Source organism: Micromonospora sp. NPDC049102 (assembly GCF_043197485.1).
In the GTDB taxonomy this organism is placed as follows: Bacteria; Actinomycetota; Actinomycetes; order Mycobacteriales; family Micromonosporaceae; genus Micromonospora.
Map to the genome: position 1 here is coordinate 97298 of NZ_JBICTE010000007.1, position 22661 is coordinate 119958.

Annotated in this window: 21 protein-coding genes and 1 pseudogene; 18 read left to right on the forward strand and 4 right to left on the reverse strand. The window is 71.0% G+C overall.

Annotated elements, in window-relative coordinates; translation table 11 throughout:
• Window positions 1-186: 186 nt before the first annotated feature.
• The 4 genes from ppdK (at window position 187) to ACGFH9_RS10325 (ending at window position 5496) form a co-directional block, all read left to right on the forward strand.
• Window positions 187-2895, forward strand: coding sequence for a pyruvate, phosphate dikinase (gene ppdK / locus ACGFH9_RS10310; RefSeq protein ID WP_393217256.1), 2709 nt, complete (start codon window positions 187-189; stop codon window positions 2893-2895).
• A gap of 155 nt (window positions 2896-3050) precedes the next feature.
• Window positions 3051-3398: a VOC family protein gene (locus tag ACGFH9_RS10315; RefSeq protein ID WP_393217257.1), complete on the forward strand. Its 348-nt coding sequence runs from the start codon at window positions 3051-3053 to the stop codon at window positions 3396-3398.
• Window positions 3395-4651, forward strand: a complete 1257-nt coding sequence (locus ACGFH9_RS10320) for a deoxyguanosinetriphosphate triphosphohydrolase (protein ID WP_393217258.1) — start codon at window positions 3395-3397, stop codon at window positions 4649-4651. The genes ACGFH9_RS10315 and ACGFH9_RS10320 overlap by 4 nt, the downstream gene beginning before the upstream one ends.
• Window positions 4652-4665: 14 nt before the next feature.
• A complete protein-coding gene (locus tag ACGFH9_RS10325; RefSeq protein WP_355244231.1) occupies window positions 4666-5496 on the forward strand; it encodes a siderophore-interacting protein in 831 nt (276 codons plus the stop codon).
• Here ACGFH9_RS10325 and ACGFH9_RS10330 read toward each other — a convergent pair.
• A complete protein-coding gene (locus tag ACGFH9_RS10330; protein ID WP_393217259.1) occupies window positions 5403-5819 on the reverse strand; it encodes a low temperature requirement protein A in 417 nt (138 codons plus the stop codon). The genes ACGFH9_RS10325 and ACGFH9_RS10330 overlap by 94 nt on opposite strands.
• A gap of 42 nt (window positions 5820-5861) precedes the next feature.
• Between ACGFH9_RS10330 and dnaG the strand changes: the two are divergent.
• Together dnaG and ACGFH9_RS10340 are read left to right on the forward strand one after the other, a co-directional pair.
• A pseudogene (gene dnaG / locus ACGFH9_RS10335) lies at window positions 5862-7764 on the forward strand (DNA primase).
• Entirely contained in the window at window positions 7765-8298 is a 534-nt protein-coding gene (locus ACGFH9_RS10340; protein ID WP_393217260.1) for a hypothetical protein, read from the forward strand.
• A gap of 9 nt (window positions 8299-8307) precedes the next feature.
• Here the strand turns inward: ACGFH9_RS10340 and ACGFH9_RS10345 are convergent, their stop codons facing one another.
• Window positions 8308-9327, reverse strand: a complete 1020-nt coding sequence (locus ACGFH9_RS10345; RefSeq protein ID WP_393217261.1) for a TAXI family TRAP transporter solute-binding subunit — start codon at window positions 9325-9327, stop codon at window positions 8308-8310.
• Complete coding sequence (locus ACGFH9_RS10350; protein WP_393217262.1) at window positions 9324-11642, reverse strand: TRAP transporter permease; 2319 nt, start codon at window positions 11640-11642, stop codon at window positions 9324-9326. Before ACGFH9_RS10350 ends, ACGFH9_RS10345 begins: the two co-directional genes overlap by 4 nt.
• Before the next feature lie 122 nt (window positions 11643-11764).
• On the opposite strand from ACGFH9_RS10350, the gene ACGFH9_RS10355 reads away from it, so the two are divergent.
• Window positions 11765-12697, forward strand: a complete 933-nt coding sequence (locus ACGFH9_RS10355) for an ABC transporter ATP-binding protein (RefSeq protein WP_393217263.1) — start codon at window positions 11765-11767, stop codon at window positions 12695-12697.
• A gap of 37 nt (window positions 12698-12734) precedes the next feature.
• On the opposite strand, the gene ACGFH9_RS10360 is transcribed toward ACGFH9_RS10355, so the two are convergent.
• Window positions 12735-12962, reverse strand: coding sequence for a flavin reductase (locus tag ACGFH9_RS10360; RefSeq protein WP_393217264.1), 228 nt, complete (start codon window positions 12960-12962; stop codon window positions 12735-12737).
• Window positions 12963-13189: 227 nt separating this feature from the next.
• On the opposite strand from ACGFH9_RS10360, the gene ACGFH9_RS10365 reads away from it, so the two are divergent.
• The 11 genes from ACGFH9_RS10365 to ACGFH9_RS10415 all read left to right on the forward strand — a co-directional run bounded on the left by ACGFH9_RS10365 (window position 13190) and on the right by ACGFH9_RS10415 (window position 22639).
• Window positions 13190-13438, forward strand: coding sequence for a multiprotein-bridging factor 1 family protein (locus tag ACGFH9_RS10365; protein WP_393217265.1), 249 nt, complete (start codon window positions 13190-13192; stop codon window positions 13436-13438).
• Window positions 13432-13839 (forward strand): DUF5753 domain-containing protein, encoded by a 408-nt coding sequence (locus ACGFH9_RS10370; RefSeq protein WP_393217266.1) that lies wholly within the window; start codon window positions 13432-13434, stop codon window positions 13837-13839. Before ACGFH9_RS10365 ends, ACGFH9_RS10370 begins: the two co-directional genes overlap by 7 nt.
• A complete protein-coding gene (locus ACGFH9_RS10375) occupies window positions 13830-14021 on the forward strand; it encodes a DUF397 domain-containing protein (protein ID WP_393217267.1) in 192 nt (63 codons plus the stop codon). Before ACGFH9_RS10370 ends, ACGFH9_RS10375 begins: the two co-directional genes overlap by 10 nt.
• A 184-nt stretch (window positions 14022-14205) precedes the next feature.
• A complete protein-coding gene (locus ACGFH9_RS10380) occupies window positions 14206-14400 on the forward strand; it encodes a DUF397 domain-containing protein (protein WP_393217268.1) in 195 nt (64 codons plus the stop codon).
• A 205-nt stretch (window positions 14401-14605) separates the two neighbouring features.
• Window positions 14606-15397 (forward strand): ABC transporter permease, encoded by a 792-nt coding sequence (locus ACGFH9_RS10385; protein WP_393217269.1) that lies wholly within the window; start codon window positions 14606-14608, stop codon window positions 15395-15397.
• Between the two features lie 8 nt (window positions 15398-15405).
• Window positions 15406-16215: an ABC transporter permease gene (locus tag ACGFH9_RS10390; RefSeq protein ID WP_393217270.1), complete on the forward strand. Its 810-nt coding sequence runs from the start codon at window positions 15406-15408 to the stop codon at window positions 16213-16215.
• Window positions 16216-16278: 63 nt separating this feature from the next.
• On the forward strand, window positions 16279-17298 hold the full coding sequence (locus ACGFH9_RS10395) for a YihY/virulence factor BrkB family protein (protein WP_393217271.1): 1020 nt from the start codon (window positions 16279-16281) through the stop codon (window positions 17296-17298).
• Window positions 17299-17566: 268 nt separating this feature from the next.
• On the forward strand, window positions 17567-18745 hold the full coding sequence (locus tag ACGFH9_RS10400) for an ROK family protein (protein ID WP_393217272.1): 1179 nt from the start codon (window positions 17567-17569) through the stop codon (window positions 18743-18745).
• Window positions 18746-18819: 74 nt separating this feature from the next.
• The gene (locus tag ACGFH9_RS10405) at window positions 18820-20364 is read left to right on the forward strand and encodes a sugar ABC transporter ATP-binding protein (RefSeq protein WP_393217357.1); all 1545 of its coding nucleotides are present in this window, start codon (window positions 18820-18822) and stop codon (window positions 20362-20364) included.
• Entirely contained in the window at window positions 20361-21488 is a 1128-nt protein-coding gene (locus ACGFH9_RS10410; RefSeq protein ID WP_355244271.1) for an ABC transporter permease, read from the forward strand. The genes ACGFH9_RS10405 and ACGFH9_RS10410 overlap by 4 nt, the downstream gene beginning before the upstream one ends.
• A 98-nt stretch (window positions 21489-21586) precedes the next feature.
• Window positions 21587-22639 carry a substrate-binding domain-containing protein gene (locus tag ACGFH9_RS10415; RefSeq protein WP_393217273.1) on the forward strand — a complete coding sequence of 351 codons (1053 nt, stop codon included), beginning with the start codon at window positions 21587-21589 and terminating at the stop codon, window positions 22637-22639.
• Window positions 22640-22661: the final 22 nt, after the last annotated feature.

Sequence of the window (22661 nt, forward strand, 5' to 3'; positions counted from 1 at the left end):
CAATACGAGGACCGGGGAAATTGCGTGATCGTGCGCGTGGAAGCGTTCCCAGAAACCGGCACGAACACGGATAGTCGTGACGGCTGTGCCTATTGTCACCGAACGGTCCCAGGTCACCCGATCTTCGCCTAACCTTTCGCCCTGAACCTTCGTTAAGTGTCAATCCGGCGCGCGTGGGAGGCTCTGGTGGCAGCGCAAGAGACCGACGATCACAAGTACGTCTACGACTTCTCCGAGGGCAACAAGGACCTCAAGGACCTGCTCGGAGGTAAGGGCGCCAACCTCGCCGAGATGACCAACCTCGGCCTGCCCGTACCGCCCGGTTTCACCATCACCACCGAGGCGTGCCAGGCGTACCTCGCGACCGGCCGGGAGCCCGACGGCCTCGCCGGTCAGATCGAGGCGCACCTGGCGGCGCTGGAGCGGGAGATGGGCAAGCGGCTCGGCGACCCGGGAGACCCGCTGCTGGTGTCCGTCCGGTCCGGGGCGAAGTTCTCCATGCCCGGCATGATGGAGACAGTCCTCAACGTCGGCCTCAACGACCAGAGCGTGGTGGGGCTCGCCGCGCAGGCCGGCCAGAACGACCGCTTCGCCTGGGACTCGTACCGCCGGCTCATCCAGATGTTCGGCAAGACCGTCTGCGAGGTGCCGGGCGAGGAGTTCGAGCACGCCCTCGACGAGGTCAAGAGCGCCAGGGGTACGCACAACGACCTGGACCTGGACGCGGACGACCTGCGGGGGCTCGTCGACGCGTACAAGAAGATCTTCGCCAAGCACACCGGCCGGGAGTTCCCCCAACAGCCGCGTGAGCAGCTCGACCTGGCGATCCGGGCCGTCTTCGAGTCGTGGAACGCCGAGCGCGCGGTGCTCTATCGTCGCCAGGAGCGCATCCCGGCCGACCTGGGCACCGCGGTCAACGTGGTGACCATGGTCTTCGGCAACCTCGGCCCCGACTCCGGCACCGGTGTCGCGTTCACCCGCGACCCGGGCAGCGGGGCGCAGGGCATCTACGGCGACTACCTGGCCAACGCCCAGGGCGAGGACGTCGTCGCCGGCATCCGCAACACCGTGCCGTTGCAGGAGTTGGAGCGGCTGGACAAGTCCTCCTACGACGAGCTGCTGTCGATCATGGCTCGGTTGGAGGAGCACTACCGGGATCTGTGCGACATCGAGTTCACCATCGAGCGCGGCAAGCTGTGGATGTTGCAGACGCGGGTGGGCAAGCGGACGGCCGCCGCCGCGTTCGTCATCGCCGGGCAGCTGGTCGACGAGGGCCTGATCGACGAGGACGAGGCGCTGCACCGGGTCAACGGCGCGCAGCTCGCCCAGCTCATGTTCCCCCGCTTCCAGCTCGACCATGAGTTCGAGGCGGTCGCCACGGGCATCGGCGCCTCGCCCGGCGCGGCGTCCGGCGCGGTGGTCTTCACCTCCGCGCGGGCCGTCGAGCTGGCCGCCGAGGGGAAGTCGGTGATCCTGGTCCGTCGGGAGACCAACCCGGACGACCTGAACGGCATGATCGCCGCGCAGGGCATCCTGACCTCACGCGGCGGCAAGACCAGCCATGCCGCAGTGGTGGCCCGGGGCATGGGCAAGACCTGTGTCTCCGGCGCGGACGAGATCGACGTGAACGTGCCGGCGAAACGGTTCACCGTGTCCGGGCGGACCGTCACCGAGGGCGACGTCGTCTCCATCGACGGCACCACCGGCAAGGTCTACCTGGGCGAGGTGCCGGTCATGCCGTCCGAGGTCGTGCAGTACTTCGAGGGCAGCCTCGACGCCGAGCACGTCGACAATCCGCTGGTGCGAGCCGTACACCGGATCATGACGCACGCCGACGGGAAGCGGCGGCTGACGGTCCGCACGAACGCCGACACCAGTGCGGACGCGGCCCGGGCCCGGCGCTTCGGCGCCGAGGGCATCGGGCTGTGCCGCACCGAGCACATGTTCCTCGGCGACCGGCGCGAGCTGGTGGAGAGGCTGATCCTGGCCCGCGCCGAGGGTGAGCGCGACGAGGCGCTGGCGGCGCTGTTGCCGTTGCAGCGGGCCGACTTCGAGGAGATCTTCCGGGAGATGGACGGCCTGCCGGTCACCGTCCGGCTCATCGACCCGCCGCTGCACGAGTTCCTGCCGCCGTTGGAGCAGCTCGCGGTCAACGTGGCCGTCGCGCAGGAGCGCGGCGAGGACGTGGCCAAGGAGGAGGCGCTGCTCGCCGCCGTCCGGCGGATGCACGAGGAGAACCCGATGCTCGGGCTGCGGGGCGTACGCCTCGGCCTGGTCATCCCCGGCCTGTTCGCGATGCAGGTCCGGGCCATCGCCGAGGCCGCCGTCGCGGTCGTCCGCGCGGGCGGCGTCGCCCGCCCCGAGATCATGGTGCCGCTGGTCGGGGCCGTGCAGGAGTTGGAGACGGTACGCGCCGAGGCCGAGAAGATCATCGCCGAGGTGGTCGGGGACAGCGGTGTCGAGGTGCTGATCGGCACGATGATCGAGGTGCCCCGGGCGGCGCTGACCGCCGGCCAGATCGCCGAGGCCGCCGAGTTCTTCTCGTTCGGCACCAACGACCTGACGCAGATGGGCTGGGGCTTCTCCCGCGACGACGTCGAGGGTGCCTTCTTCTGGCGCTACCTGGAGCTGGGCATCTTCGGCATCTCGCCGTTCGAGTCGATCGACCGTGACGGCGTCGGGCGGCTGGTGCGCATCGCCGCTGAGGAGGGTCGGGCCGCCCGACCTGGTCTGAAGCTCGGCGTGTGCGGTGAGCACGGCGGCGACCCGGACTCGGTGCACTTCTTCCACGAGGTCGGGCTGGACTACGTGTCCTGCTCGCCGTTCCGCGTGCCGGTGGCACGCCTGGAAGCCGGCCGGGCGGCCGTGGAGACCGACGGCTCGGACAGTCGCTGACGCGCGGCACGGCGGCGGCCCGGGGGACCGGGCCGCCGCTGGCGTTCGCCACCCGCCGAAGGGTCGGGGGCGCATCAGGAGGCCGCGACGGGCGTAACCTTGGCTCGCTCGCAAACGGCTGATTGTGCACGCCGTCGAACGGGAAGGGTGACTGAATGACAAGCGTCTGGGAGAGCCTCACCGTCGATGCCCGCGATCCGGCGCGGCTGGCCCGCTGGTGGGCCGAGGCGCTCGGCTATCAGATCGTCACCGAGAAGCCGAGCGGCGTGGAGATCCGCCAGTCCGCGGATCGGACCCCCGCCATCTTCTTCGGCCCGGTGGCCGAGGGCAAGGTGCGCAAGAACCGGCTGCACCTCGACCTGCGCCCGGCCGACCGGGAGGCCGAGGTCGAGCGTCTGGTCGACATGGGCGCCCGGCACGTGGACATCGGCCAGGGCGACGTGCAGTGGACGGTGCTCGCCGACCCGGAGGGCAACGAGTTCTGCGTTCTACCTCAGAAGTGAGCAGCGATCCCGCCGATCGGTTGGTGGTGGAGCCGCCGAAGGACACCGGCCACCGTCGGTCGCCGTACGAGCGTGACCGTGCCCGGGTGCTGCACTCGGCCGCGTTCCGCCGGTTGGCCACCAAGACGCAGGTGCACACCGCCGGCACCGACGACTTCCTGCGTACGCGGCTGACGCACTCGTTGGAGGTGGCCCAGATCGCCCGTGAGATGGGTGCCCGGTTGGGCTGCGACCCGGACGTCGTCGACGTCGCCGGGCTCGCCCACGACCTGGGGCATCCGCCGTTCGGGCACAACGGCGAGGCCGCGCTGGACCTGCTCGCGACTCCCTGCGGCGGCTTCGAGGGCAACGCGCAGACACTGCGGGTGCTGACCCGCCTGGAGGCGAAGGTGCTCGCCCCGGACGGGTCGTCCGCCGGGCTGAACCTGACCCGGGCGTCGCTCGACGCGATCGGCAAGTATCCCTGGCCGCGCCGCCCGGGGCAGCGCAAGTTCGGGGTGTACGCCGACGACACGGCGGTCTTCGAGTGGCTCCGGGCCGGTGCGCCCGGCGACCGGCGCTGCCTGGAGGCGCAGGTGATGGACTGGGCCGACGACGTCGCGTACTCGGTGCACGACGTCGAGGACGGCATCCACGGCGGGTACGTCACACTGCGTCCGCTGCTCGCCGACGCCGACGAACGGACCGCGCTCTGTGCCGACGTGGCCGCCACGTACTCGGGGGAGTCCCCGGGCGACCTGGCCGAGGTGCTGGTCGCGTTGCTGGCCGACCCGCTGCTCGCCCCGCTCGCCGCGTACGACGGCAGCCACCGCGCCCAGGTCGCGTTGAAGGCCACCACGAGTGGTCTGACCGGCCGGTTCGTGTCGGCGGCGGTGACGGCCACGGAGGAGCGGTACGGGCCGGGCCCACACCGTCGATACGCCGCCGACCTGGTGGTGCCGAGGCTGGTCCGGGCGCAGTGTGCGCTGCTCAAGGGCATCGCCCTGCGCTACGTGATGCGGCGCAGCGGCTTTCGGGGTCGCTACGAGCGGCAGCGGACGATGTTGGCCGAACTGGTGGCCGCGCTCGTCCGGCGGGCACCGGACGGGCTCGATCCGATCTTCGCTCCGCTGTGGCGGGCCGCGCCGGACGACGCGGCCCGGTTGCGGGTCGTGATCGACCAGGTCGCCTCGCTCACCGATCCGGCGGCGGTGAGCTGGCACGCGCGTCTGGTGGGCGACGGCGCACCGATGGCGGGCACCTCGACAACTTAGGTTAACCTAAGTGCATGACGGAACGCCCCAGGAACGTCACCTCGGTCCAGGTGCTGCGCACCGAGCGACCCACCCCGCACCTGATCCGGCTCGTCCTCGGCGGTGACGAGCTGGCCGGCCTGCCGGTGGGCGAGTTCACCGACCACTACATCAAGCTGGTCTTTCCGCACGCCGGCGTCGCGTACCCGCAGCCGCTGGACCTCGCCGCGATCCGCCGCGACATGCCCCGCGAGCAGTGGCCCCGGCTGCGGGCGTACACCGTGCGACGGTGGGACCCGCTGGCCGGGGAGCTGACCGTGGACGTGGTGTACCACGGCGACGAGGGGCTGGCCGGCCCGTGGGCCGCAGCGCTGCGCCCGGGCGACCCGGTGCACTTCGTCGGCCCCGGCGGGGCGTACGCGCCGGACCCGGACGCGGACTGGCACCTCCTGGTCGGCGACGAGAGCGCCCTGCCGGCGATCGCCGCCGCGCTGGAGCGGCTGCCGCTGGGCGCGCCGGCACACGTCTTCGTGGAGATCGCCGACCCGGCGGACGAGCAGAAGCTGCTCAGCCCCGGAGCGGTCACGCTCACCTGGTTGCACCGCGGCGAACGCCCGGTGGGCGAGGCACTTGTCGACGCGGTGCGCGCGCTGGAGTTCCCGGCCGGTCAGGTGCACGCCTTCGTGCACGGCGAGGCGGCCTTCGTCCGGGACCTGCGCCGACTGCTGCGCGGCGAGCGCGGTGTGCCCCTCGACCGGCTCTCCATCTCCGGCTACTGGCGGCGGGGCATGGACGACGAGGGCTGGCGCTCCTCGAAGGCCGACTGGAACCGGCAGGTCGCCGCCGAGGAGCCGGCCGCCGCCTGAGCGCCGGCCAGCTCAGTCCTCGGCCGTCGCGGTGAGTCGTCGGGTGAGCAGCACCGCGTACCCGACGACCGCCACGGAGAGATCCGGTGCGGTACGTCGTCCGGGTCGAAGCGGGTGTCGTAGAACACCTGGCCCAACCAAGCCCACTGGACCACGACGAAGAGCCCCAGCACGGCCAGCACGGCGCTCGGCGACGGTGTGGGGTCGTCGCCCAATCGGCGTGTCACCGCCGCCAGCGCGTACACGAAGATGAGGTCGAGGAACAGCTCCAGCCAGGTGGCGTGCCGTTCGCCGGCCCCGTCGGCCTGCGGGCCCCGCCACACCGGCGTCCCCCGGACGGCGTGTCGTCGGTCCGGCAGGGCAGGATGTACGGCGAGGGGGTGGCGCATGGCTGGGCGGATCCGGGACGAGGACATCGCGCTGGTCCGGGAACGCACCTCGATCGGGGACGTGATCTCCGAGACGGTCACCCTGAAGTCCGCCGGTGGCGGCAACCTCAAGGGCCTGTGCCCGTTCCACGACGAGAAGAGCCCGTCGTTCAACGTCTCGCCGGCCCGCAACGTCTGGTACTGCTTCGGCTGCGGGGCGGGCGGCGACGCGATCAAGTTCCTGATGGACGCGGATCACCTCAGCTTCGTCGAGTCCGTCGAGCGGTTGGCCGGGCGCGCCGGCATCCAGCTCCGCTACGTCGAGGACGACCGGAGCGCCCCGCGTCCGCGCCCGCAGCAGGGCCAGCGTCAACGTCTGGTCGCCGCGCACGCCGCCGCCGTGGAGTTCTACCGGGCGCAGCTCAGCACCGCCGGGGCCCGGCCGGCACGGGAGTTCCTGGCCCGACGGGGCTTCGACCGGGCCGCCGCCGAGCGCTACGGGTGCGGGTTCGCGCCGGACGGCTGGGACCTGCTCACCAAGCACCTGCGCCAGCAGGGCTTCAGCCACCAGGAGCTGGTCACCGCCGGGCTGTCCCGGGAGGCCCGCTCCGGCAGCCTGATCGACAGGTTCCGCCGGCGGCTGCTCTGGCCGATCCGCGACCTGGCCGGCGACGCGATCGGCTTCGGGGCGCGCAAGCTCTTCGACGACGACGACGGCCCGAAGTACCTGAACACCCCCGAGACGCCGATCTACAAGAAGTCGCACGTGCTCTACGGCATCGACCAGGCCAAACGGGAGATCGCCAAGCAGGGCCGGGCGGTGATCGTCGAGGGCTACACCGACGTGATGGCCTGTCACCTGGCCGGGGTGAGCACGGCGGTGGCGACCTGCGGCACCGCGTTCGGCGCGGACCACATCGGGGTGCTGCGCCGGCTCCTGCTGGACACCGACTCGGTGGCCGGCGAGATCATCTTCACCTTCGACGGTGACGCCGCCGGCCAGAAGGCGGCGCTGCGCGCGTTCGCCGACGACCAGCGCTTCGTGGGCCGGACGTTCATCGCGGTCAGCCCCGACAACATGGACCCGTGTGAGCTGCGTCTGGCCAAGGGTGACCTGGCGGTCCGCGACCTGGTCGCCCGCCGCGAACCCCTTGTCGACTTCGCGCTGCGCCACGAGATCGGCCGCTTCGATCTGGACACCGTCGACGGCCGGGTCGAGGCCATGCGCCGGGCCGCGCCGCTTGTCGCGCAGCTCAAGGACCGGGAAAAGCGCCCCGAGTACGTCCGCAAGCTCGCCATGGACCTCGGGATGGAGATCGAGCCGGTGCAGCGGGCCGTGCTCGCCGCCGCGAACACTCCGCCCTCCGGCGCCCGGGATGCCGCACCCGCTGCACGCCCCGCCCCGGCCCACCCCGAGTCGTCGGTGGACAGCCCACAGTCGATGGTCGAGCGCGAGGCGCTGAAGCTGGCCATGCAACAGCCGGTGCTGGCCGGGCCGATGTTCGACGCGGTCGAGGCCAACGAATATCGCCACCCGTTGCACGTGGCCGTCCGGTCGGCCGTCGCCGAGGCCGGCGGCGTGGCGTCGGCGACCGGGGGAGCGGTCTGGATCGAGAAGGTCCGCGACACCTGCGACGACCTCGCGGCTGCGGCGCTGGTCGGTGAACTGGCCGTGGAGCCGCTGCGCATCGACGGCGAGCCCGACCCGCGCTACGTGTCGATCACCATGGCCCGGGTGCAGTTCGGGTCGGTGACGGCCCGCATCCGTGACCTGAAGTCACGGATCCAGCGGATCAACCCGGTCAACAACAAGGACGAGTACTTCGCCGCCTTCGGGGAGCTGCTGTCACTGGAACAGCACGCCCGGGCGCTGCGCGAGCAGGCTGCGGGAGGGCTCTAGATGGGACTGTTCAGCCGCAAGCCGAAACTGCCTCCGGCCGACCGGCCACCGTTGGCCGCCGACGAGCGCGTACTCGCGTGGGCGGCGGTCGGCAACGGCGAGGGCGACGGCGTGGTCGTGGCCAGCAACCTCGGGCTGTGGCTGCCCGGGCGCGGGCACCGCATCGGCTGGCACGACCTGATCAAGGCGGTCTGGTCGGGCCGCGAGCTGACCGTCACGCCCGCCGAGACCGTCGTCGAGCGCGACGGCTACCTCGTGGTCGCCGACGGGCCGGCCGAGACGTACCTGCTGCTCGACCCCGGTGAGCTGCCGCACCAGGTGCGGGCCCGGGTGACGCGTTCCGTCGCGTACACCGAACACCACCCGGTGCCCGGCGGCGCGGCGCGCGTCGCGGCCCGCCGGGTGGCCGGCGTGGACGGTCTGACCTGGACGGTCCGACCCGACCCCGGCACCCCGGCGGACGACGAAGCCCTGCTCGCCGAGACCGACCGTCTGGTCAGCGCGGCGCGCGCCGCCACCGCGCCGGCCGACTGACCGGCCGGGTCACCGCGCGCCGAGGTCGTTCAACGCCTTCTCGGCGCCCCGGTGCAGCGGCACCGGCAGGGTCCTGCGGGCCCTCTCCAGCGAGATTCCCTTGGCCGCCGGATTGGCCTGGGCCAGGACGTCGCGCTTGTCGAACACCGTCCGGGTGATCGCGCAGGCGACGTTGGCGTCCAGGTCCTTGCGGACCAGCAGCACGTTGGGCACGACGATGGTCGGGGTGTCGGTCGCCGTCCGGTACACGTCCCGACCGATCGTGCCGGTCTGGTAGCCGGGGCTCAGCGCGGTCAGCTTCGGCAGCAGCGGCGAGATATCGACGAACGTCACCGTGTCGCCGGCAGTCGTGAACAGGTCCGTCACGCCGGTGGTGGGCAGGCCACCGGACCAGAAGAACCCGTCGATGCTGCCGTCCATGACGCCGTCGACGGTCTTGGCGAGGTCGAGTCGCTGCGCCCGGACGTCCTTGGCCGGGTCGAGTCCGGCGGCCTCCAGCAGCCGGTTCGCGATCACCTCCGTGCCGGACTTCGGGGAGCCCGTGGAGATCCGCTTGCCGCGCATGCCGGCCACCGAGGTGATCTGAGCATCCTTGCGGACCACCACCTGCGTGTAGTTGTCGTAGAGGCGGGCCAACGCCTGCACCGGCTGCGGCGCGTTGAAACTGCCCTTGCCCTCGACCGCGTTGACCGCCGTGTCGAACAGCGAGAACGCCACGTCGTACTGGCCGCCGACCAACTGCTCGACGTTCTGCACCGACGCGCCGGTCTCGGCGGCGGTGCCGGTGAGCTTGCCGCCTGTCGCACCGGAGAGCTGCCCGGCCAGGGCGTTGCCGACGCCGTAGTAGACGCCCGTCGAGTTGCCGGTCGCGATGCCCACGCGGGTCTCCCGGGCCACCTCGCAGGTGACCGCACTGGCCGTGTCGTCCTCGGCCGCGCCGCCCTGCTGCCCTCCGCAACCGGTGACGCCCGTCAGGACGAGGGCGAGGGCGCTCACACCCGCCGCGAGTCGTACGTCGATTCGTCTCACAGTCTCTCCTCAACAGGATGGGGCGATGGTCGGCCGGCGGATCGGCGTCGCAGGAACACACCCGTCGCCGCGACAGCGGCCAGCGCCGCGCCGAGGGCGACGGGCACGGGTTCGAGCCAGAGCAGCGTGACCCCGCCGAGCGCGCCGAGCACCCGCTCCGGCGCGCCGGCCGGACCCACACCGGGCAGCCAGCCACCGGCGGCGACGGCGAGTACCGCCACGCTGAGCGCGGTGACCACGGCGGCGACGGCGATCCGCCCGACACCGCCGATGCCGAGCAGGCCCAGCCCGGTCGGGGTGATGACGAACGCGATCGGGGTCAGGTACGCCGGCAGCGCGTACCGCAGGGTCTGCCACATGGTCGGCACCAGCCGGCCCCCGGTGACGGCGGCGGCGGCCACGGCCGCGAGCGCGGTCGGCGGGGACACCTCGGACAGCACGGCGAAGTAGAAGACGAACATCGCCGCGGCGGGCGCGGCCACGCCCAGGTCGAGCAGGGCCGGGCCGACGATCACCCACCCGATCACGAACGAGGCGGTGACCGGCACGGCCAGGCCCAGCAGGCTGAGGGCGACGGCGGCGAGAAGCGCCGTCAGCACCAGGACCAGCGTCGGGTCCGAGGTGGCCGCCTGCGCCCCGCCGATCAGCAGCGCCGCCGCCTGCGGCCCGAGACCGGTCTTCGTGGTGGTCGCCGTGATGATGCCGGCGGCGGCGCAGACGGCGGTGACGGCGAGGACGCCGCGTACGCCGGTGACCAGAGCGGTCGCCAGCCGGGCCGGGGTGAGCCGGTGCGTGCGGTCCAGCCACGACAGCGCGGCGGTGAGGACGATGGCGAAGACCACGGCCCTCGTCGCGGAGACACCGACCGCGAGGAACACGATGATCGCGATCAACGAGGCGAAGTGGTAGCCGAACCGGCCCAGCAACCGCCACGGCGAACCGACGTCGAGCACGACCGGTCGTACGCCGGACCGACGGGCGTCGATCTCCACGGAGAGCAGGATGCCCAGGTAGTAGAGCACCGTCGGCACCGTGGCCCAGCCCAGCACCGCGAGGTACGAGACGCCCAGGTACTCGGCGATGATGAACGCCGCCGCACCCAGGGTGGGCGGGGAGAGGATCGCGCCCACGCCCGCCGCGGCCAGCATGCCGCCGGCACGTTCCGGGGGATAGCCGGCGCGACGCAGCAGCGGCCAGGTGACCGCGCCGATGCTCACCGTCGTCGCCGCGCCGGAGCCGGAGACCGTGCCGAGCAGGAAGCCCGAGGCCACCGCCGTCCGACCGGCGGCGGTACGGGAGCGGCGGAACGCGGCAGCCGACAGGTCGACGAAGAACCGCCCCGCCCCGGACAGCTCCAGCACCGCCCCGTAGATGGTGAACAGCACGATGTACGACGCGGCCACGTCCAGCGGGGTGCCGTAGAAGCCGCTGTCGGAGTTGTAGAACGCGTCGACGAGTTGACTGAAGTCGAGCCCGGCGTGCGCGACCGGCCAGGACTGCGGCAGCAACCCGCCGTAGTAGCCGTACCCGAGGAACAGCAGGCAGACCGCCGGCAGGATCCAACCGGTCGTACGTCGGCACGCCTCCAGCAGCAGGAGCAGCAGCACGGTGCCGAGCACCAGGTCGGTCGGCGCGAGCAGGCCCTGCCGATCGAGGAACGCGTTGTAGCCGCCGCCACCCGTACCGATCGTGATCGGCAGGACGGGGTAGAGGCAGGCCGCCACGGTCAGGGCGACCAGCAGCCAGTCGACGACGGTGGGCCGGGTGCTGGCGGTGCTGGCGGCGCGGTCGGTGTCGTCGCCGCGGTCGGTTCGGTCGGTTTGGCCGGCGCGGTGGGCGTCGTCGTCGCGTTGTCGTGGCCTGCGCAGACGGGCCCAGCGCGGCAGGTCGGCCGGGTAGGCGAGGAAGACCAGCGGGAGCACGCCGGCCAGGAAGATGATCAAATAATATTTGCTGCCCTGTGCAAGCGGGCGGAACACCTGCCAGAGGGCCAGCGCGCCGACCGCCAGCGCGACCGTGCCGAGGAGCAGAGCCGACGGCCCGGCTAGCACCCGCCCGGGCTTCTCGTCCTCGAACTGGGCCGCCATGTCCCGGGTCGCGCGCTCGGCCGCCTCGGCCGGCCCGGGGGTCTTCGCCGGTAACGAGGTCTCGGCCGGTGGGCGTGGTCGGGGTGGTCCGTCGCCGGTGCTCGTGGCGGCTGCGCCGCTGGCCTTCGTGGCGGGTTCGTCGGCGGCGTTGGTGGCGGGTCCGTCGGCGGATGAGTTGGCTGCTCGGGCGGCTGACGGCGGGCCATCGGGCGAGCTGACGGGCGACACAAGGGGACGATACCTGTCGATCGGCCGATCCGGTGCCGCATTGATCGGCGTTTCGTTCCCGGCGGGTCGGCCGCGGCGTATTTGCGTGGAGGGGTGTCGGACCCGGCGGTTAGGGTCGGGCGGTGACTACCGGGCGACCACTGATTCGGGCTCGTGGGCTGGTGAAGCGATTCGGTGACTTCACCGCCGTGGACGGCATCGACGTCGAGGTGCAGTCGGGTGAGGCGTTCGGTTTCCTCGGGCCGAACGGCGCGGGCAAGTCGTCCACCATGCGCATGATCGGCTGCACCTCGCCGCCGAGCGACGGGGAACTGCGCATCCTCGACCTGGACCCGGTGGCCGACGGGCCGGCGATCCGGGCCCGCCTCGGCGTGTGCCCCCAGCTCGACAACCTCGACCCGGAGCTGACCGTCCGGGAGAACCTGACCGTCTACGCCCGCTACTTCGGCATCTCGCGGCGGGCGGCGCGGGCCCGTGCCGACGAACTGCTCGACTTCGTCCAGCTCACCGAGCGTGCCGACAGTAAGGTCGATCCGCTCTCCGGCGGGATGAAGCGTCGCCTGACCATCGCCCGCGCCCTGGTCAACGACCCGGACGTCGTGCTGCTCGACGAGCCGACCACCGGGCTCGACCCGCAGGCCCGGCACCTGGTCTGGGAGCGACTGTTCCGGCTCAAGCAGCAGGGCGTCACGCTGGTGCTCACCACGCACTACATGGACGAGGCCGAGCAGCTCTGCGACCGGCTGGTGGTGATGGACGGTGGGCGGATCGTCGCCGAGGGCTCACCCCGCGCACTGATCGCACGACACTCCACCCGCGAGGTGGTCGAGCTGCGCTTCGCCGCCGAGTCGCAGGCCCCGTTCGCCGACAAGCTGAACGGGGTGGGGGAGCGGGTCGAGGTGCTGCCCGACCGGGTCCTGCTCTACGTACCCGACGGCGACGCGGCGGTCGCCGAGGTGGCCGCGCTGGGGTTGCAGCCGGCCAACGTGCTGGTCCGCCGCAGCAGCCTGGAGGACGTCTTCCTACACCTGACCGGCCGCACCCTCGTCGACTGACCAGCCGCGCCGCCGCCCGCTCTCGGTGTGTCGCTGCTCATCGCGCTCTGGCCCAGCTGAGGAAGCGGTCGGTCAGTCGGTCGCTGTCCGGGAGGTCGCCGGCCGCTTCGTCGAGCAGCGTCGCGAGGTAGACCAGCAGGCCGGTCCGGTTCTCGCGGTACTCGCCGAGCAGCGCCAGCCGTGCCGGCGAGCAGGGCCACGCCGCGCCGCAGGCCCGGCAGCGCCACGACGGACGGGCTGCCACGTGCGGGCGGTAGCGGGGCATCGTGGCCTCCCTTGGTCGTGGACCGAACTGCTCGATGGGTGGGAGCGCCCCGGATCGGGGGTCACGGGGCGCTCCCGGCTTGGTTCCGCCCGCCGTCCGATCCCGTGAGCGGTTCCGCTGCGTGACAGTCTGGTGATGGTCCGACCACGGTGGGAGGTTTCGCGCGCCGACGACAAGCGCGTACGACGGTCGGCCCGGCACGGTACGAAGATGTACGGAGGTTGTCCGTGGAGAGTTCGTCCATGCTGGAGCACTTCGCGGAGGAGCTACGGCTGGCCCGGGCAGCCGGTGGCCTGTCCCAGGCGGCGCTCGCCGAAGCGTTGAGCTACTCGGGTGCGCTGGTCGCCAAGGTGGAGACCTCCGAGCGCCGGCCGAGCCTGGACTTCGCACGTCGCTGTGACGTCGTGCTCGCGGCCGACGGCAGGTTCGAACGCATCCAACGGCGGATCAGCCGGGACACCGTCGTGCCGTGGTGACGAGACTGGACCGACAGGGCCTACTCACTCGGGATCGGCCGCCATTGATCACTTCGTTGATCGATGAGCATGTGCTGCGCCGAGACGTCGGTGGGCCGGCAGTGATGCGCGAGCAGATTCAGCACCTCGTGAAACTCGGCTCGGCATTTCCAAGGGTGCGCATCCAGGTAGTGCCGACCAATGCCGGTGCCTACGCTGGGCTCGGAGGACCCTTCGTCATCGCCTCGTCGCCAGAGGGGGAGGACCTGGTCTACCTCGCTGGGCAGCGCCACGGGCAGGTCATCGACCGGTCCGACTATGTCCGGCAGATGGTCGAGGTGTGGGAGTCCATTCGGGGTGAGGCACTATCGCACGGGCAGTCCCTCGATCTGATGGCAGAAGTGGCGGAGACATGGATGTGACCGGCGCTCGGTGGCGCAGGAGCAGTCGCAGCGGCCCGGACGGCGGCAACTGTGTGGAGGTTGCCGACAACCTTTCGGGGCTGGTGGCCGTACGTGATTCGAAGGACCCGGATGGCCCGGTGCTCGTCTTCGAGCCCGAGGCGTGGCGCGCGTTCGTCGGCCTCGGTGCCGGTGTGCGATAGGTCGCTGGGCGGTCGCGCGGGCCGACGGCCTGGGCCCGCACAGTCCCAAGGTCCACTCGGCTCCCCGCAAAGCGGGGTGTCTGCGGGACCGGAACGCACCGCTTCCCGGGAAGCTGAGTTGATCGGCCATGAGGCACTGTCGCAGCAGTAACCATTCGACAAAAGCGCAGGAACTGGCGGAGACATGGAGCTGACCGGCGCTCGGTGGCGCAAGAGCACTCGCAGCAACGGCAGCGGCGGCGCGTGTGTGGAGGTCGCGGACAATCTGCCCGAGGTCGTGGCCGTTCGTGACTCCAAGGACCCGGGCGGTCCGGCGCTGGTCTTTCCGCCCGACGCGTGGCGCGCCTTCCTCGGGTCCGGCGCCGCCCGGAGGGGGTGATCCACACCAGATCGCCGAAGTCGGGGTGTCCGGGCGATGGGATGCCGCCGCATCGGGGATCTGGAGTGGATCATCGCGCGGGAGGGCCGCTGGCACGTCGCGCGGAGCCGGCCGAAACCCCGGCGACACGTCGAAGGGGTCGCCGTAGGGTGGCCGGGCGACTTGTCGTACCCCGGGGGTAGGAAGGTCGGGGACGGGGGTGGTCATGGTGGGTGTGGCGGAGCGGGCGCGGGCGCCGTGGGCGCCGGCGACCGCGGTGTTCGGCTACTACCTGGTGGGGCTGCGGCGCACCTGGCGGTCCCGGGTCTTCTCGTCGTTTCTCCTGCCGCTGCTGACCGTGCTCGGTTTCGGTGTGGGCGTCGGGGGCTACATCGACCAGGGTGTCGGCGGCGTGCCCTATCTCGACTGGCTGGTCCCCGGGCTGATCGCCTCGACCGCGCTCCAGGTGACCGTGGGTGACTCGACGTGGCCGGTGTTCAGCAACTTCCAGTGGATCAAGAGTTACCAGGCGCAGAGCGCGTCGCCGCTGCGCGTGGGCGACATCCTGGCCGGGCACCTGGCCTTCGTACTGTTCCGGGTGGTCACCTCGATCGCGGTGTTCCTGCTGGTGACCGGGTTGTTCGGGGCGCTGCGCTCACCATGGGCGGTGGTCACCCTGCCGGTGGTGGCGTTGCTCGGGCTGGCCGTGGCCGCGCCGACCTTCGCCTACGCCGCGGTGGTGTCCGGTGACAGTTGGCTGGCGATGCTGTTCCGGTTCGCGGTCATCCCGATGAGCCTGTTCGCCGGGGTGTTCTTCCCGGTCGAGTCGCTGCCCGAGGCGCTGCGGTGGCTGGCGTACGCGACGCCGCTCTGGCATGCCGTCGACCTGTGCCGGGCGGCCACGCTCGGTGTCGCCCCACAGTGGTCGGTCGTCGGTCACCTGCTCTACCTGGCCGCCTGGGCGGTCGCCGGGTGGCTGCTCGCGCTGCGCGCCTTCCACCGCAAGCTCGTCGTCTAGGGGGTCTCGTGATCACGCTGGTCCTGCCCCGGCTGGTCGACGTCTCGGGCGCGTCCCGCCGGTCGGCGTCGGTGGTCGGGCGCAACGTCACGGCCCTGAAGTCGGTCTACTGGTTGCTGCTGCTCTCCGGCTTCGTGGAGCCGCTGCTCTACCTGCTCTCGATCGGCCTGGGGGTGGGGACGCTGGTCGGGGACCTGCCGCTGCCCGACGGGCGGCTGGTGTCGTACGCCGAGTTCGTGGCCCCGGCGATGCTGGCCTCCTCCGCGATGACCGGGGCGCTCTCGGAGACCACGTTCAATTTCTTCGGCAAGATGAAGTACATGAAGCTGTACGACGGGATGATCGCCACCCCGGTACGGCCGTTCGAGATCGCCCTCGGTGAGCTGGGGTGGGCGATGCTGCGCGGGAGCGCATACTCGGCCGCGTTCCTCGGGGTCATGGTCGCGCTCGACCTGACCACCGTGACCCGGGCCGTCACCGCGCTGCCGGCGGCGGTGCTCGTCGGGTTCGCGTTCGGCGGGCTCGGCATGGCGGTCTCCACGGTCATGCGCAGTTGGCAGGATTTCGACCTGGTGGGGTCGGTCCAGTTCACCCTGTTCTTCTTCTCGGGCACGTTCGTGCCGGCGCAGGCCTATCCGACGCTGCTGCACTGGCTGGTCGAGGTCACCCCGCTGTACCGGGCGGTGCACCTGATCCGCGGTATCACGTTGGGCGTCGGCGGCTGGCTCTGGCTGCTCGACGTGCTCTACCTGCTGGTGCTGATGACGGTCGGGCTGGGCGTGGCGTCGCGTCGGATGGGCAGGTTGCTCTACAAGTAGGGGTTATCCGAGCCCGTCGACGGGCATGTCCGCAGGTGACACCGCCGACGATGAGGAGGGGCGATGGCCTCGGACGAGTCTTCCGCCCAGCGCGAGCGTGACCGTGCCAACGCGCCGGTCGGGCCGGACGCGGGCCCGGACAGCCCCACCGACCTGCCCGGTAGTGGCTGGAAGGCGGCGTTGCGCCGCACCGTCAGCGAATTCCAGGACGACAGCCTGACCGACTGGGCGGCGGCGCTCACCTACTACGGCGTGTTGTCGATCTTCCCCGGGCTGCTGGTCCTGATCTCGATTCTCGGCCTGCTGGGCACCAGTGCCACCGAGGGCGTCAAGGACACGGTCAACCAGGCGGTGCCCAACGACAGCATCCAGAAGATCATCGAGGAGGCGATCAAGCAGGCGCAGGGCAGCGGTGGGCTGGCCAGCGTCGCCGCGATCATCGGTCTGGTGGCCGCGTTCTGGTCCGCGTCCGGGTACGTGGGCGCCTTCATGCGCGCCTCGAACAGCATCTACGACGTGCCGGAGGGCCGGCCGATCTGGAAGACACTGCCGATCCGGCTCGGCGTGACCGCCGTGATCGGGGTGCTGCTGCTGGCCAGCGCGGTGATCGTGGTCTTCACCGGCCGGTTGGCCGAGGTGGTCGGCGACGCGATCGGCGTCGGCTCCACTGCGGTCGCGGTGTGGAACGTCGCCAAGTGGCCGGTGCTGCTGATCCTGGTCAGCCTGATGTTCGCCATCCTCTACTGGGCCTCGCCGAACGCGCGGCACGGCGGCTTCCGCTGGGTCAGCCCCGGTGGGGTACTGGCCGTGGTGATCTGGCTGCTGATCTCCGGTCTGTTCGCCTTCTACGTGAGCAACTTCGGCTCGTACAACAAGACGTACGGGGCGCTGGCCGGCGTGATCATCTTCTTGATCTGGCTGTGGCTGACCAACATCGCGATCCTGCTGGGCGCCGAGTTCGACGCGGAGTTGGAGCGCGGCCGGGCCATCTCGGCCGGTCACCCGGTCGACGACGAGCCGTACCTGGAGCTGCGCGACGACCGCAAGCTGCGCAAGAAGGGCACCGCGCACACGGGCGGCTGAGCCGCCCCACCCGACACGAACCCGCCCCGCCAGCCAAGAGCCGCTGGTGGGGCGGGTTCGTGTCGGTCGATGAAACTGCGCGCGAGCGCCCGCGGGCTCGCCGTTATCCTTTTCCTGATCCACTTTAAGCTTTTGTTCCTTCGGACAAAAGTTGGGAACGGAACGGTTGAAGCTCTGGACAGGCGGCGAGGAACGCTCCTACTGTGTCGGACACAACACATCGGCGTTGCGTCGATGTGAACGAGTCCGATGAAGAGGTGAACCCCGCGTGCGGACCGTCGACCCCCTGCACGTCCGACTGTTGCGGTTGCTCCGCGACGAGGGGGCCGTGTCCCGCGCCGAGCTGGGTGACCGGCTCCAGATGCCGCGCCCGCGCCTGCTGGCCGAGCTGGACCGGCTGGTCGCGCTGGGGTACGTCGCCGAGGCCGGTTTCGCCGCCTCCCGGGGCGGGCGTCGTTCGACGCTCGTCGAGCTGAACCCGAAGCTGCGCTTCGCCGCCGTCGACCTGGGCGCCAGTTCGATGGACGTCGAGGTGGTCAACGGCCGCCTCGAACCGGTGGCCCACTACGCCGAGGCCGCCGACATCCGCAGCGGCCCGAAGGTGACCCTGCAACGGGTCAACGAACTGCTGCACAAGGCCCGGGTCGACGGGGCGTACGAGCGGCTGGACGCGGTGGGCATCGGCGTACCCGGGCCGGTCAGCTTCCGCGACGGCGTTCCGGTGTCGCCGCCGATCATGCCGGGCTGGGACCGGTTTCCCGTGCGCGAGCTGCTCAGCCGTGAGCACGGTTGCCCGGCGGTCGTCGACAACGACGTCAACATCATGGCCATCGGGGAACGCCACGGCGGGGTCGCCCACTCGGTGGACGACTTCCTCTTCGTGAAGATCGGCACCGGGATCGGCTGCGGCATCTACCTCACCGGCGAGGTCTACCGCGGCACGGACGGCTGCGCCGGGGACATCGGCCACATCCAGGTCGACGCCCACGGCCCGATGTGTTCGTGCGGCAACGCGGGCTGCCTGGAGGCGCTGTTCAGCGGCGCCGCGCTGGCCAAGGACGCGACCGCCGCCGCCCGCAGCGGGGTGTCGCCGGCCCTGGCCGAGCGGATGATCCTGCGCGGCGTGGTCACCGCCCTGGACGTCGCCGAGGGCGCCGCCGAGGGCGACGTGACCTGCATCCAACTCATCCGCGACGGCGGACGGCGGGTCGGCGGCGTGCTCGCCGGCCTGGTCAGCTTCACCAATCCGTCGATGATCGTGATCGGCGGCGGGCTGGCCCAGCTCGGGCACATCCTGCTCGCCGAGATCCGCAGCGTGGTCTACCGCCGGTCGCTTCCCCTGGCCACCGGCAACCTGCCCGTCGTGCTGTCCGAGTTGGGTGGTCGGGCCGGTGTCGCCGGCGCGGCCGTGCTCGCCAGCGACGTCGCCTTCGGGGAAGCATCGTGAGCGAGGAGGAGACCGTGGCCCTGTCCGACGAGACCGCCACCACCGGGTCGGCCGACGCCGACACCGACGCGCCGCTGGTCGAAGCTCCCCCCGACACCGTCGCGGGCGAGGTCGTCCTGCGCCTCACCGACGTGGTCAAGACCTTCCCAGGTGTACGCGCCCTCGACGGCGTCCAGCTCGAGGTTCGCGCCGGCGAGGTGCACTGCCTGCTGGGGCAGAACGGCGCCGGCAAGTCCACCCTCATCAAGGTGCTGGCCGGGGTGCACCAGCCGGACTCCGGGCTCGTGGAGTGGCGCGGCGAACCGGCCGCCTTCACCAACCCGCAGGCCGCCATGAAGGCCGGCATCGCGACCATCTACCAGGAACTCGACCTCGTCGAGGACCTGTCGGTCGCGGAGAACGCGTTCCTCGGGCACGAGTACCGCAGCCTCGGCTTCGTCCGGCGCGGCCGGATGGCCCGACACACGCGGCAGATCCTCAGCCGGTTGGGCCACGGCGAGATCCCGCCCGGGCGGATGGTCCGCTCCCTGCCGGCGGCAGGCAAGCAGATCGTCAGCATGGCGCGGGCGCTGTCGCACGAGGCGCGACTGATCATCATGGACGAGCCGAGCGCGGTGCTGGCCCACGACGAGGTCGGCAACCTGTTCCGGATCATCCGCGAGCTGACCGCCCAGGGCATCGCCGTCATCTACATCTCCCACCGCATGGAGGAGATCCGCGAGATCGGCGACCGGGTCACCGTACTCAAGGACGGCCGGACCACGGCGGCGAACCTGCCGGCGCGCGACACCCCGACCCGCGACCTGGTCAGCCGGATGACCGGCCGCACCATCGAGTACGTCTTCCCGGACCGGCCGGCCGACGACACCGCAGGTGCCAATCTGCTCCAGGTGGAGGGGCTGACCCGCACCGGCGAGTTCGCCGACGTCTCGCTGAACGTGCGTGCCGGGGAGATCGTCGGCATCGCCGGCCTGGTCGGCTCCGGCCGCTCCGAACTGCTGGAGACGATCTACGGCGCCCGGCTGGCCGAGGCCGGCACGGTGCGGATGGACGGCAAGGTGCTGCGCCCCGGCGTCGGCGCGGCGGTACGGGCCGGCATGGGCATGGCCCCCGAGGAGCGCAAGAGTCAGGCGCTGCTGCTCGGTGAGCCGATCTACCGCAACGTCACGCTCGCCACCTTCGGCCGGTACGCGCGGCTGGGCTTCACCAACGCTGCGGCGGAACGCGCCGAGGCCGACCGGATCGCCGAGACCCTGGAGCTGCGGCCCCGGGACGTCGACCGGCCGGTACGCACCCTCTCCGGCGGCAACCAGCAGAAGGTGGTGGTCGGCCGGTGGCTGCTCGGTGGCACCAAGCTCCTGCTCCTCGACGAGCCCACCCGAGGTGTGGACGTGGGCGCCCGGGCTGAGCTGTACCAGGTCATCCGCTCACTGGCCGCGCAGGGCGTCGGCGTGCTGCTGGTCTCCAGCGAGGTGCCCGAGGTGCTCGGCCTGGCCGACCGGGTGCTGGTGATGCGGGAAGGGCGGGTCGTCCGCGAAGCCGCGGCCGGCGAACTCGACGAGAACACCGTGCTTGACCTCGTGATGGCGGGGTCCTTGATGGAAGGCGCACCGGCATGAGCGACGCGACTCCCACACCCACCGCGACACCGGAGCGCCCGCAGCTTCCGGCGCAGTCGCCGCCGGTGGACCCGGCGGAGACGGCGGTGGCCAGCGATAAAGCGGTATCCACCGGCAAACTCTCCTGGTGGCGGGGCGACGGCGGCGACGGCGCGAAGCGCAACCTCGGCCTGATCGGCGTGCTGGCCGCGCTCATCGTGGTCGGCGCGATCACCAAGCCCGAGCTGTACGGCGACCCGAACTGGGTCTGGAACAACGTCCTGGCGATCCTTCAACTCGCCTCGGTCGTCGGCGTGGTCACGGTCGGCATGACCTTCGTGATCATCGGCGGTGGCATCGACCTCTCGGTCGGAGCGATCGTCGCGCTGGCCGGGGTCTGGTGCACCACGGTGGCCACCCAGAGCTACGGCGCCGGCGGCATGATCTTCGCGGCCCTCGCGGTCGGCATCTGCGTCGGCCTGGTCAACGGCGTCCTCATCTCGTACGGCAGGTTGGTGCCCTTCATCGCGACCCTCGCGATGCTGGTGGCCGCGCGCGGCCTGGCGGCGTCGATCTCCAACAAGCAGACGCAGGTGTCGAGCAGCACCTTCATCAACGACATCGCCGCCCGCAAGGTCATCGGGATTCCGATCCTGGTCTACATCCTCGGCGCGGTCGTGCTGGCCGGATGGGTCCTGCTCAACCGGACGACCTTCGGTCGGCGGACCATCGCCGTCGGCGGTAACCCGGAGGCGGCCCGACTGGCCGGCATCAACGTCCGCCGGCACACCATGCTGCTCTACGCGCTCTCCGGTCTCTGCTGCGGCATCGCCGCCATCATGCTCACCTCGCAGGCCACCTCGGCCCAGGCGGCGATGGCCAACCTGTACGAGCTGGACGCGATCGCCGCCGCGATCATCGGCGGGACGCTGCTCAGCGGTGGCCGGGGCACGATCGTCGGCTCGCTGCTCGGCGTCATCATCTTCGCCACGATCACGAACCTCTTCGCCATCAACGGCCTCTCCATCGAGGCCCAGAACATGGTCAAGGGCGGCATCATCGTCGGCGCCGTCCTGATCCAGCAGTTCAAGTTCAAGTCCGTCACTCGGCTCCTCGCGCGGAACAGGGTCACCACCGCAACCTGACGCACCGCACCGTTGTCCTGGCGACGTCGAGATCTTCGACGGTGGCCGGACCTCGCACACCCTCATCCAGATGAAATCCCGCTCCCAGGAGGTCGTTCATGACCCAGAACAGTCGCGACCTGTCGCGCCGCCGGTTGCTCTTCGGTGGCGCAGCGGTCGGCGCCGCCACCCTGCTGACCGCCTGCACCAGTAACGAGACCCCGGCCACCAGCACCCAGACCAAGGCCGCCGGAAACGCCGAGGGCAACAACGCTCCGGGCAAGAAGGTCGTCATCGGCTTCTCCGCCCCGGCCGCCGACCACGGCTGGATGGGCGCGATCCACGCCAACGCCAAGGCGCAGGCCGCGGCGTACTCGGACGTGGAGTTCAAGGAGGTCGACGGCGGGTCGAACTCGGAGGCCCAGCGCTCCACGCTCGGCACCCTGATCGCCCAGAAGCCGGACATCATCGTCGTGCTGCCGCACGACGGCAAGGAGGTCAACGCCGTTGCCCTCCAGGCCATGCAGGCCGGTATCCCGATCGTCAACCTCGACCGGGCGTTCCCCGACGCGCTGGCCTCACGGCTGGTCATCAAGGGCGACAACTACGGCATGGGCGTTTCGGCCGGGCACTACATCGGCAAGCTGCTCAAGGACAAGGGCGTCGCCAACCCGGTCATCGGTGAGATCGCCGGCCTGGAGATCCCGCTGACCGTCGAGCGCAGCGAGGGCTTCAAGGCCGCGCTGGCGACGTACGGGTTCAAGGTGAGCAACCGGCGCTCGGCCGAGTTCACCTCGGACAGCGGCCAGCGCGAGGCGGCCCAGCTGCTCCAGGCGCTGCCGAAGATCGACGCGATCTGGAACCACGACGACGACCAGGGCATCGGTGTGCTCGCGGCCGTCAAGCAGGCCAACCGGTCCGAGTTCTTCATGGTCGGCGGCGCGGGCTCCAAGCTCGCGATCGACGCGATCAAGGCCGACAACTCGGTGCTCAAGGCGACGGTCACCTACAACCCGTCGATGGCGTCCTCGGCGATCTCGCTCGCGCGGCTCATCGCGCAGGGTCGGGGCCTGGGCGACCTGACGGAGCTGCAGGTGCCCAAGGAAGTGACCCTCGCCTCCGAGACGATCACCAAGGAGAACGCGAGCAGCTACGACAAGCTCGGGTTCTGACATACCGGGGGGAGACCCACCT